This is a genomic window from Ralstonia insidiosa (assembly GCF_008801405.1).
In the GTDB taxonomy this organism is placed as follows: domain Bacteria; phylum Pseudomonadota; class Gammaproteobacteria; order Burkholderiales; family Burkholderiaceae; genus Ralstonia; species Ralstonia insidiosa.
This window is the reverse complement of the sequence record NZ_VZPV01000005.1, coordinates 150,222-161,730: the sequence shown is the minus strand read 5'-3', so window position 1 is coordinate 161,730 and position 11,509 is coordinate 150,222. Positions and strand designations below refer to the sequence as shown.

Sequence of the window (11,509 nt, the reverse complement as noted above, 5' to 3'; positions counted from 1 at the left end):
GTTAAAGAACTGCGCGATCAACTTTGTTCACCGCGTCGCTGCGTTTGCTGCAGCAGAGAAACGAGATTATGCAGAGCTTTTTCGTCGCTGTCAACAACTTGCTGAAGAATTTTTATCGTTCAACGCGTCGCTAACTTCACCGCAACCGCAGACCGCCGCTAACCACCCGACAACCCGCAAACCCGCACCACACTTACTTCTCCACCGCCTTAACCACCCCGCCGTCGCTTTCGTTTCGGCGCTGTCGTTTGCAGCGAGGGGCGAACTATAAGGACGTTTCCCGCACTTGGCAACACCTTTCTCGTGACCAACTGATGACCAGCGCGTGAAGAATCCGCGCTAGCCCAGGCTGGGACTGGGATTGCGGGCAAAAAAATATTTCAAAAATAACCGCCGTATCCCGCAGGGCGATCCGATTGACGCGCTGGCGGCTGCATTTTCCTATGAAAGGAGCCTTGGAACGGCATCGCCCCGGGCATGTCCGGGGCGAAGGATCTTCTTATATAGAGATAGAGAGACGGGCGCCCAGCTACGCTCAAGGCGCAGCCGGCAATGCGCTTACTGGCCGCGCAGCGTCTTCGCAGCAGCGACCATGTTGGTCAGCGCCGGAATCACCTCTGCCCATTGGCGTGTCTTCAAGCCGCAGTCCGGGTTGACCCACAGGCGTTCCTGCGGAATGCGCTCGGCGGCCTTGCGCATCAGTTGCACGATGTGATCCTGCGTCGGAATGTTCGGCGAGTGGATGTCGTACACGCCCGGGCCGATCTCGTTCGGGTACTTGAAGTTGTCGAACGCGTCGAGCAGCTCCATGTCCGAGCGCGAGGTTTCGATCGTGATCACGTCAGCATCCATGTCGGCAATCGACTTGATGATGTCGTTGAACTCCGAGTAGCACATGTGGGTGTGGATCTGCGTTTCATCACGCACGCCGTTGGCCGTGATGCGGAACGACTCCACCGCCCAGTCAAGGTACTCCTGCCATTGCGCGCGGCGCAGCGGCAGGCCTTCGCGCAGCGCAGCCTCGTCGATCTGGATCACGCTGATGCCGGCACGCTCCAGGTCCAACACCTCTTCGCGGATCGCCAAGGCAAGCTGGTAGCACGACACCGAGCGCGGCTGGTCGTCACGCACGAACGACCAATTCAGGATCGTGACCGGGCCCGTGAGCATGCCCTTCATCGGCTTGCTGGTAAGCGACTGGGCGTACTGGATCCATTCGACCGTCATGGCGTTCGGGCGGCTGATGTCACCGAACAGGATGGGCGGCTTCACGCAACGCGAGCCGTACGACTGCACCCAGCCGAATTGGCTGAAGGCGTAGCCCTGCAGTTGCTCGCCAAAGTATTCGACCATGTCGTTACGCTCGGCTTCGCCGTGCACGAGCACATCCAGGCCCAGGGCTTCCTGCTCGCGCACGCTGCGCTCGATCTCAGCACGCATGGCCTGCTTGTAGCCGGTTGCATCCAGGGCACCCGCCTTGAACTGGCTACGTGCGTGACGGATCTCCGCCGTCTGCGGGAACGAGCCAATCGTCGTGGTCGGGAACGCTGGCAGGTTCAGCAACGCCGATTGCTTCGGGGCGCGCGCACCGTAGGCGTTCTGGCGCTCACCCAGCGCGCGGGTGATCTTGTCGACCGCCGCCTTGACGGCCGGGTTGTGCACGCGCGGTGAGCTACGGCGCGCATCGATGGCGGCACGGTTGACCGACAGCGCATCCTTTGCCGCCTCACGCCCTTGGCGCAGCGCAACGGCCAGCACCTTGAGTTCCTCCAGCTTCTGCAGCGCGAAGGCCAGCCAGGATTTCACATCGGCATCGAGCTTCTGTTCGCTGTTCAGATCCACCGGCACATGCAACAGCGAGCACGACGGCGCAATCCACAGGCGATCACCCAATTGCTTGGCTACCGGCTCCAGCCAGTCCAGCACGCCGTTGAGATCGGTCTTCCAGATATTGCGGCCGTTGATCACGCCCAGCGAGACCACGCGGTCAGCCGGCAGCTTGGCAATCAGCGCGGCAACCTCCTGGCGTGCGTTGATGGCATCCAGATGCACACCTTGCACGGGCAGCTCGGCCACCAGCGGGAGGTTCTCTTGCAGTTGGCCAAAGTACGTGGCCAGCAGCAGCTTGACCGGGCTCGTGGCCAGCGCCGCATAAGCAGTGCGGAAGGCGTCCTGCCATTCCGGCGCCAGTTCGGTCACCAGCACGGGCTCGTCAATCTGCACCCACTCCACGCTCTGCGCGGCCAACGCGGCCAGCAATTCGGCGTAGACCGGCAGCAGGCGTGACAACAGTGCGAGCTTGTCGGACTCGTCCTTGGCCTTGCCCAGCGCCAGGTACGTAACGGGGCCGATGATCACCGGTTTGGCACGCACGCCTTGCGCGCGGGCCTCGGCCAGTTGCTCGACCAGGCGTGAGGCATCCAGCTTGAATGCCGTATCGGCGGCGAACTCGGGGACGATGTAGTGGTAGTTGGTGTCGAACCACTTGGTCATCTCGCCGGCTGCCACGCCACCACAGCAGGCGGCATGTTCTGCTGATTGCGCCGAGCGGCCGCGGGCTACGCGGAAGTAGTTGTCCAGCGCATCGCCATGGAAGTCGCGCACGCGCTCGGGCAGGTTGCCGAGCGTGAAACTCATGTCCAGCACCTGGTCATAGAACGCGAAGTCGCCCACCGGCACGAAGTCCAGGCCTTGCTGGTTGTGCCAGTGGCGCTGGCGCAGTTGGGCGCCAAGGCCTTTCAATTCGTCGCGCGACGACTCGCCCTTCCAATAGGACTCGAGGGCGAACTTGAGTTCGCGTTTGGCGCCGATGCGGGGAAAACCAAGGTTGTGGACGGTGGTCATTGTCTGGAGTTTCCGATGGAATCAAATCGATCCGCCGATTCTAGAAATTCCATCTCATGAAGTAAAATGATGTGTTTTTTAAATTAAATGAATCATATTCATACATAGCAGTTGAGCATGCTTCGAGCGCGAGCTCGGGGCGCAAGGAACCCCATGACGGCCCCTATGACTCCGATTGAACGCAAGGCGTTGCCGCTGCCCGGCGGGCACAACAAGGTGCTGCTGCACTCATGCTGCGCGCCATGTTCCGGTGAGGTCATGGAAGCCATGCTGGCTTCCGGCATCGACTACACGATCTTCTTCTACAACCCGAACATTCATCCACGTAAGGAGTACGACCTGCGCAAGGATGAAAACATCCGCTTTGCGGAGAAGTTCGGCATCCCCTTCATCGACGCGGATTACGACCGCGACAACTGGTTCGCCCGCGCCAAGGGCATGGAGCACGAACCCGAGCGCGGTGTGCGCTGCACGATGTGCTTCGACATGCGGTTCGAGCGCACGGCACTGTACGCGCACGAGCACGGCTTTCCGGTCATCACGAGTTCGCTGGGTATTTCGCGCTGGAAGAACATGCAGCAGATCAACGAGAGCGGCGTACGCGCGGCCTCACGCTATCCCGATCTGATGTACTGGGAATTCAACTGGCGCAAGGGTGGGGGTTCTGCCCGGATGATCGAGATCAGCAAGCGCGAGAACTTCTATCAGCAGGAATACTGCGGCTGCGCTTACTCGCTGCGCGACACGAACCAGCAGCGCAAGGCAGCGGGTCGTGCGCCGATCCAGCTTGGCGTGCTCTACTACGGAGCGCCGGACGCCGAGGCCGGTGAAGGAAGCGTTTGAGGGACGATCCCTAGACAGGTAGCGCCGGCGGCAAATCCGCCTTGCCCTCAAGTTGCCGAGTGCGGGCGAACACCCCCGGCGTGACCTGGAAGCGGGACTGGAAGACCGCGATAAATGCGGATACCGACGTGTAGCCCAATTGCTCGGCAACCACACTCACGGCGGTACCTGCCTCCAGCAAGAGCAACGCGGCAAGCAGCCGCAGCGCTTGCCGCCACTCGACGAACGACAACCCGGTGTCCTGCCGAAACAGGCGCGAAAGCGTGCGACGGGTGGCTCCGACCTGACCAGCCCAATCATCCAGCGTGCGAGGGTCGCCCGGATCAACGTGCAATGCGCGCGCAATCTTGAGCAGGCGCGTGTCGCTCGGCATGGGCACAGATAACGGCGCAGCCCGCAGACGCCGGATGCGATCCATGATCAGGCACACCAGGGCACCGTCGGGGCCGCTCATGTCGTAGTCCACCGGCAATTCGGCGGTTGCTGCCACCAGTTCGCGCAGCAACGGCGTCACGCACAGCATCGCGCCTGCACGTGGTGGATGGGCACCAAACGCGGCCGCATCGAGATAGAGGCTGTGGAAGGCCACGCATTCGCGCGTCGACACGGCGTGCGGCATGTCCGGCGGAATCCACATCGCGTAGTGCGGCGGCAGCAGATGACGGCCCAGTGGGGTATCGATCTCGATCACGCCGGCGGTGGCGTAAGTGAACTGCGCCCAGGGATGGCTGTGGGATTCCACCCAACCGTTGCCGGGAATCTCGAACGCCCGCACGAACAGCGGCCGCGGCAGCATTGCCATGGGCGGAACCACGTAGGCGTTGCGAGCTTGTCCTGCGAGCAGCATAGGGTGTCCTCCGCGCGGGATCGGGCGCGCGCCGCGGATGATACCGTGGTGCATCCACTGTTCGGCAACCATTCCATGAGCACACATACCGCCCTCTCCCGCCACACTGTCACCGCGCTGCGCGCACGCAAAGGCGCCGGCAGCCTGGTCTCGCTGACGGCCTATTCCACCCCCATGGCTCGCCTGGTCGACGCGCATGCCGATGTGATCATCGTCGGTGATTCGCTGGGTATGGTCCTGTACGGCATGCCCAGCACGCTGGGCGTCACGCTCGAGATGATGATCGCGCACGGCGCAGCGGTGGTACGCGGGTCGACGCGGGCCTGCGTGGTGGTCGACCTGCCGTTCGGGACATACCAGGAATCTCCCGCCCAGGCGTTCCGCAGTGCGGCGCGTCTGCTGAGTGAAACCGGCGCGCAGGCGGTCAAGCTGGAAGGGGGCGTCGAGATGGCCGACACCATCAGCTTCCTGACCGAGCGCGGCGTACCGGTCATGGCGCATATTGGCCTGATGCCACAGCAGGCCAACGCCACCGGTGGCTTCAAGGCGCAGGGGCTCGATGCGAGATCGGCCGCACGCATCTTCGAGGCAGCACGCGCAGTGGAGCAGGCTGGCGCGTTCTCGGTGGTCATCGAGGGCACCGCCGAGGCACTGGCGCGGCACATCACGGAAACGCTCACGATCCCGACGATCGGCATCGGTGCCTCTGCTGCGTGCGACGGCCAAGTGCTGGTGACCGAAGACATGGTGGGCGGCTTCGACGCCTACACGCCGCGCTTCGTCAAACGCTACGCGGACATCAATGCCGTCATGCGTGAGGCCGTCGCGCAATATGCCGACGAGGTTCGGCAAGGCGCCTTCCCGCTGGCACAACACTGCTTTGGCTACGGCAAGCCGCTGCAACTGCCCTCAGACCTGATCGCCGCGACAAACCTGGCGCCAGCATGACGCTGGCCCGGTTCAGGCAGACATCGCCCAATCTCAACGGCCTGCGATGGACAGCAGCGAGTCAAACAGGCTGTTTGCCGTCTGCATAACCTTGGCTGACGCCTGATAGGCCTTCTGATACTGCATCAGGTTCATCGCCTCGTCGTCCAGGCTCACGCCAGACACCGACTGCTGCTGGCGCACGGAACTCGCCAGCAACCCCGTCTGCGCCGTCAGATTGCCGTTGGCCTGGTTGGTCTGCACGCCCACCTGCGTGGTCAGGTTGTTCCAGGCCGAACCGAAGGACGTGGTGCCACCATCAAGCAGTGCGGCATTGCGCAGCTTGGCCAACGCGCTGGCGTTGCCGTTGTCGGTGCTGTTGGCGGCATTGGGCGAGAGCTTGAAGGTATCGCCGTTTGCGGGCGTGCCTGTCATCGTCATCTGAACGCCGTTGAACGCATACGTCGCGCCCTGGGTGTAGGGTGCCGTGCCGGTATACGTGGTCGACGTACCGTTGACGGTGACAGTCACCGTGCCCGGGAAGCCTGAAAGCGAACCGCCGCCCGCCGCGTTGTAGGTGAGCGAGACCGGCGAGGCAAGCGGCGCCCCCGCGTAGCCCGCATTCACGCCGACGGACGTGACTGCCCCGCTACCCTTGTTGTTGCTGCCCAGGTCCGCCACCACGGGCGAGGCTGCGGCGACCGCGTGGTAGTCGTTCGTCAGCGTCTTCATGCTGGACGCAGCGTTGGCGGTCGGGCGCACCAGGAATGAATCCCCGTTGTTCATGGCACCGCTCAGGTTGAGCGTGACGCCATCCACCGTGGTCGGCCAACTGGTGACAGTGACCGCGCCGGAGCCATCCGGATAGCGCGACACGGTATAGGCGCCGCCTTGATACTTCACCTGATAGTCGTACCCTTGCCCTGCGTTGGCATTGGTGACGCTGGCCGTGAGCGTGCCGCTACCAGTGTTGCCGCTGCTGGGTGCGACGGTGGGGCCGGCCACAGAGAACAGGTCGGTGCCCATCTTGCCGTTGGCATCCATGCCTAGCCTGTTCTGCGCGTTCACGGCGGACGACATCGCGGTCGCCAGACGGCCCAGGCTGTTTTGTGCCGGTGTGAGCGTATTGCGGCGGAAATCCATCAGCCCGCCCAGGGCACCACCGCCAAGCTGGCTATCGTCAATGCTGACCGTACCCGCCGGGCTCTTGTAGCCCACCGACAATTGCGTCGGATCGTACGGCGACGACACCGTCGTCAGCTCAAAGCTCTGATTGCCCTGCACCAGGGCCTGCCCGTTACCAATGTAGACGTTGTACTGGCCGTCGCTCGTCTGCACGGCGCTGGCCTTGATGGACTTGTTGAGTGTCAGCACCAGTTGGTCGCGCTGGTCACGCAGGTCGTTGGTGGGCTGGCCGGTGGAAGCCTCCGCCTTGGCGATCTGCTCATTGAGTGCGGCGATCTGTTTGGCGGTGCCGTTGACGGTGCTGACTTGCGTCTGCACCTGCGTATTGACCTGCCCGGACAGCGCATTCATCTGCCCCGCAATCGCATTGAAGCGGTTTTGCAGGCCAGCGGCGGCATTCAGGAAGACCTGCCGCGCCGTGGTGTCCGACGGTTTGGACGCCAGGCCGTCCGCGGCATTGAAGAAGCTGGTGAGCGCCGAGCTCAGCCCGCTGTTGGGATCCCCCAGGTACTTGTCCAAGCCAGTCAGCAGGCTGCTGAGCTGGTTGGCGGCGCTGGTGGCCGCGTGGCCGCTCTGCACCTGTGTGGTCAGGAACTGGTCGTAGATGCGCTTGACGGTGGCGACATCGGCGCCTTGCCCCAGGTAGCCGACACCGGCATACAGCGGCACGTTCTGCGTCTGCACTGCTTCCTGGCGCGAATAGCCGGGCGTGTTGGCATTGACGATGTTGTTGCCCGTCACCTGCAGGTGGATGCCCGCGGTGCGCAAGCCCGATGCGCCAATGTTCAGAAGAGAGGAGCTCATAGTTGCGAGGAGAAGAATCTGCGTGATCAGGAACGCAGGGCGTTACTTGAGCTGCGCCACTTTTTCCAGCATGCGATCGGACGTCTGCACGGCTTTGCTGTTGATCTCGTACGCACGCTGCGTCTGGATCATCTGGATCATTTCTTCCACCACGTTCACGTTGGACGTTTCCACGTAGTTTTGGTTGAGCACACCCACGCCGTTGGAACCGGGCGCGGCCAGGTTGGCGGTGCCGGAGGCTTCCGTCTCTGCGTACAGGTTCTCTCCCATGCTGCGCAGGCCGGCCGGGTTGATGAAGCTGGCCAGCTGGAAGGTGCCCACCTGCGTGTTGTTCGTGGTGCCCGCCGTGGTGATCGTCACCACCCCGTCCTTGCCAACCGTCAGGCTCTTGGCGTTTTGCGGCACGGTAATCGCAGGCTGCACCGCGTAGCCGCTCGACGTGACAAGCTGCCCCTGCTGGTTGATCCGGAAGTTGCCGTCACGCGTGTAGGCCAGCGTGCCGTCCGGCATCTGCACCTGGAAGAAGCCGTTGCCGTTGATGGCCACGTCGGTCGAGTTACCGGTCTTGGTCAGGTTGCCTTGCGTGTGCAGCCGCGTGGTGGCGACAACGCGTGTGCCGGTGCCGATCTGCATGCCCGAAGGCAGCGTGGTCTGCTGCGACGACTGCGCACCTGGTTCGCGGGCATTCTGGTACAGCAAGTCTTCGAACACGGCGCGCGAGCGCTTGAAGCCCGTCGTGTTGACGTTCGCCAGGTTGTTGGAGACGACGTCCAGCTGTGTTTGCTGGGCGTCCATCCCGGTCTTGGAGATCCACAGAGAGCGAATCAATTGGAGGCCTCTCGTCAGAATTGGGAGGAAGCCGCCCGGGGGGGCCCCGGCATGCCGGAATCGCCCCAGGCGGGTTGTCGCTTGCCGTGCGCGATCAACGCAGGCTGACGAGCGTCTGCAGGATCGAGTCCTGTGTCTTGATCGTTTGCGCGTTGGCCTGGTACGAACGCTGTGCAACGATCATGTGGACGAGCTCGGCCGAGAGGTCCACGTTCGACTGTTCTGCCGACTGGGATTGCAGCAGACCGAACGAACCCATGCCCGGCGTACCGAGGTTTGCAGCGCCCGAGTTGGAGGTCTCCACCCACTGGTTGCCGCCAATGTTCTGCAGGCCGTCCGGCGCCTTGAAGTTGGCCATGGCAATCTGCCCCAGTACGGAGCTGCGACCATTCGAGTAGCGCGCCATCACCGTACCGTCGTTGCCCACCGCATAGCTGGCCAGGCGCCCGGTGGCATAGCCGTCTTGCGAGACGCCGGGGGCCGTATCGTTGTAGCCGCCGCCGTATTGCGTGGTGCCTGTCAGGTCGATGTTGCCGATGCTCATGCCGGCAAACGCCACCGGAATCTTGGTCGGGGTGGACGTCAACTGGCCATTGCCGTTAAAGGTGAGCGAGGTGATCGGGTTGCCGCCGGTGGGGGCCGCACCATCCACCATGGCGTGCACATCCCAGCCGGTGGCCGTGCGCACGTAGTAGTTGGTGAGCATATGGGCCTTGCCCGTGCCGTCATACACCTGCTGCGACACCGAATGGCTGAACGTTTGCGAGTTGGTGGACGAGAACGGCGTGGTGGTCGGCAGCTTGGCACCCGAATCCAGGTTGACGCCAAATGCCGTGTTGGTGGTTGCCAGCGGCGCCAGATCGTTCACCGGAATCTGCAGGTTGGTCAGCACGGCCGTGTTGACCTTGCCGGTGTTATCCACACCGTAGCCCGTCAGGTTCTGGCCGGTGGCGGAGATGATGTAGCCGTTCTTATCCGTGTGGAACTGACCGTTGCGGGTGTACGAAACCTGCCCGCTGCCCGGGTCCACCATGCGATAGAAACCCGTGCCATTGATGGCGATATCCAGCGGATTGCCCGTACGCGTGACATTGCCCTGCGTAAAGGACTGCGACACGCGCGTCACGTTCACGCCTTGTCCGATCTGGCTGTCGGATGCGCCAACCAGCGAGCGCGCATAGACATCGCCAAACACGGTGGTCGCCTTCTTGTAGCCCACGGTGTTGGCATTGGCGATATTGCTGCCGATCGTGTCCAGCGACTTGGATGCGGCATCGAGGCCGCTCAGCCCTTGTTGGAATCCCATGATGTTCTCGCTTGGAAAGTTGTACCGCTGTTGTGTTGGCAGACGGTGCAATATCGTCGGCCAGTGTCAAAGATTCGGAAATCGATCTCTCGGTATCACCACCCGCTCAACGACCGAGGCGATTTCGTCTTTAGACAGCGTGTTGTATTTCCCTTGCGAACACCTTATTGAATCTCGCTTTAAAGCGATACCTTTCGATTCTTTGTGCAGTCTGACATTCAATCGATGAATTAGACGGATAAAAGCATCCTATCTCTTCAATTTGGCCCTGGACCTGCACGGCCTGCAGCTCGAATACCGTTTTTCGGCGCGGCGCATCGCCACACACTTTGCCTATCCGCCAATCCCGGCAATTCACTACGAGGATAGACATGACACGCCCGCTTCTTCTCAGAGACGACTCTGTTCGTGTGCACGCAGCCCACACCTCTGAGCTACCATGCACCGCAACTTCGCGTTCGCATCTCGATGCCCGCGGCTCAGCCCGCAAGATCAGGAGTCACCTTAATGCCGCAGCTCTCCCGCTTCCACGCGCTATCGCTGCTGTTGCTTCTCTTGTTGGCGCAAGGTGGTGTTGCCACGGGCGCGGACACATCCGACGACACCTTCCACACCCAGCAGTCGGCGCGGGAAGCGCGGCAGCAGCTCGCCGGCTGGATACCGGCCGCCATGGGGCTGGAAGCGGCCATCAAGACGCTTCAGTCGCGCGGCTTCACCTGCCGGGCGATGCAGCCTGCGGCCGGACTACGCTCAAGCACACTCTGCACGCTCGAGCCAATCGCGGAGGTGCCGCCCGCACAGCAGCTTGCCACGTCCGTGACGCCGATCCACTGGTTCGTCACACTCGACTCGATGGACGGCACCACCATCAGCAACGTCCTGGTCGGTCGCTCGCCCAAGGACATCGCCGGGTGATCCGTCAGCGGTTACCTTGAAGCTCCCGCATCTCAGGCGCCGCCCTCCCCCGATCCGCGCTCAGCCAACGCCTCCAGTAGATCTGCAGACGGAACGAAGAACAGGCTGCCCGTGACCGCGCGGCTGTAGTCCAGCAGGCGGTCATAGTTGCCAGGCGGGCGGCCAACGAACATGTTTTCGAGCATCTGCTCGATTGGCGCCGGCGAACGTGCGTAGCCGATGAAATACGTGCCGAACTCGCCGGAACCCGGCCGGCCGAACGGCATGTTGTCGCGCAGGATTTTCACCTCCCGCCCGTCTTCCTCAAGCGTTGTCAGCGAACTGTGCGACCACGATGGTTTGACATCGTCGTCCAGCTCAATGTCGGACAGCTTGGTCCGCCCGATGATGTGCTCCTGCGCCTCGACGGAAAGGGCGTTCCACCCGGCCATGTCATGCAAATACTTCTGCACGAGCACGTAGCTTCCGCCGGCAAAGGCCGCATCCTCATCACCGATCACGGTGAAATCAACGGCTTCGCGGCCCTCCGGATTCTCCGTGCCGTCAACAAAGCCGACCATGGCGCGCTGGTCGAAGTAGCGGAAGCCATGCACCTCGTCGACCACCTTGACCGCCGCGCCCAGTCTGCCGATCAGCTGCGTGGCCAGTTCAAAGCAGAGATCCATCTGGTCTGCACGGATATGCAGCAGGAGATCGCCTGGCGTTGCGACAGCGGTACGTTCCCCCGATCCGAACACGCGGAACGGATGCAGCGACGCTGGCCGCGGTGTGCCAAACAACGCATCCCACGCATCCGAGCCAAAGCCGCAAACGCATGACAGCTGACCCGCCGGAACACGCTTGCCGACTGAGCGAACAAGCGCCGCAACGTCGGCGCACCATGCGCGGACAACATTCGCGTGATCAGCGCCTGGGTTCAGGGTGGCGACAATAAAGATGGCGTTGCGGGTCACGGGACCAGCAACGGCTTGCGATTCTGGGGTTGGCATCGATTGGCGTGCGCTGAGGAC

The 11,509-nt window shown here is 62.6% G+C and carries 9 protein-coding genes and 1 pseudogene; 4 read left to right on the top strand and 6 right to left on the bottom strand.

Annotated features, from left to right (window positions below; translation table 11 throughout):
- On the top strand, window positions 1–271 hold a 271-nt coding region (locus F7R11_RS27180; protein WP_211368863.1), incomplete at its 5' end, for a hypothetical protein.
- 287 nt (window positions 272–558) lie between these two features.
- Here F7R11_RS27180 and metE read toward each other — a convergent pair.
- The gene (metE, locus tag F7R11_RS26180) at window positions 559–2,844 is read right to left on the bottom strand and encodes a 5-methyltetrahydropteroyltriglutamate--homocysteine S-methyltransferase (RefSeq protein ID WP_064807088.1); all 2,286 of its coding nucleotides are present in this window, start codon (window positions 2,842–2,844) and stop codon (window positions 559–561) included.
- Window positions 2,845–3,009: 165 nt separating this feature from the next.
- Between metE and F7R11_RS26175 the strand changes: the two genes are divergently transcribed.
- The gene (locus tag F7R11_RS26175) at window positions 3,010–3,687 is read left to right on the top strand and encodes an epoxyqueuosine reductase QueH (protein WP_064807086.1); all 678 of its coding nucleotides are present in this window, start codon (window positions 3,010–3,012) and stop codon (window positions 3,685–3,687) included.
- Between the two features lie 10 nt (window positions 3,688–3,697).
- Here the strand turns inward: F7R11_RS26175 and F7R11_RS26170 are convergent, their stop codons facing one another.
- Entirely contained in the window at window positions 3,698–4,534 is an 837-nt protein-coding gene (locus F7R11_RS26170) for an AraC family transcriptional regulator (RefSeq protein WP_064807083.1), read from the bottom strand.
- Between the two features lie 75 nt (window positions 4,535–4,609).
- Between F7R11_RS26170 and panB the strand changes: the two genes are divergently transcribed.
- Window positions 4,610–5,482, top strand: a complete 873-nt coding sequence (gene panB, locus F7R11_RS26165) for a 3-methyl-2-oxobutanoate hydroxymethyltransferase (protein ID WP_064809030.1) — start codon at window positions 4,610–4,612, stop codon at window positions 5,480–5,482.
- A gap of 33 nt (window positions 5,483–5,515) precedes the next feature.
- Here panB and flgK read toward each other — a convergent pair whose 3' ends face one another.
- The 3 genes from flgK to flgE form a co-directional block, all read right to left on the bottom strand.
- Window positions 5,516–7,450: a flagellar hook-associated protein FlgK gene (gene flgK, locus F7R11_RS26160; RefSeq protein ID WP_064807080.1), complete on the bottom strand. Its 1,935-nt coding sequence runs from the start codon at window positions 7,448–7,450 to the stop codon at window positions 5,516–5,518.
- 42 nt (window positions 7,451–7,492) lie between these two features.
- Entirely contained in the window at window positions 7,493–8,278 is a 786-nt protein-coding gene (gene flgG / locus F7R11_RS26155; protein WP_064807078.1) for a flagellar basal-body rod protein FlgG, read from the bottom strand.
- A gap of 94 nt (window positions 8,279–8,372) precedes the next feature.
- Window positions 8,373–9,584, bottom strand: coding sequence for a flagellar hook protein FlgE (gene flgE / locus F7R11_RS26150; protein ID WP_064807075.1), 1,212 nt, complete (start codon window positions 9,582–9,584; stop codon window positions 8,373–8,375).
- A gap of 507 nt (window positions 9,585–10,091) precedes the next feature.
- Between flgE and F7R11_RS26145 the strand changes: the two genes are divergently transcribed.
- Window positions 10,092–10,499 (top strand): hypothetical protein, encoded by a 408-nt coding sequence (locus tag F7R11_RS26145; RefSeq protein WP_064807073.1) that lies wholly within the window; start codon window positions 10,092–10,094, stop codon window positions 10,497–10,499.
- A gap of 50 nt (window positions 10,500–10,549) precedes the next feature.
- Here the strand turns inward: F7R11_RS26145 and F7R11_RS26140 are convergent.
- Window positions 10,550–11,488 (bottom strand): annotated as a pseudogene (locus F7R11_RS26140) (Dyp-type peroxidase); the annotation flags it as partial.
- Between the last annotated feature and the right edge of the window lie 21 nt (window positions 11,489–11,509).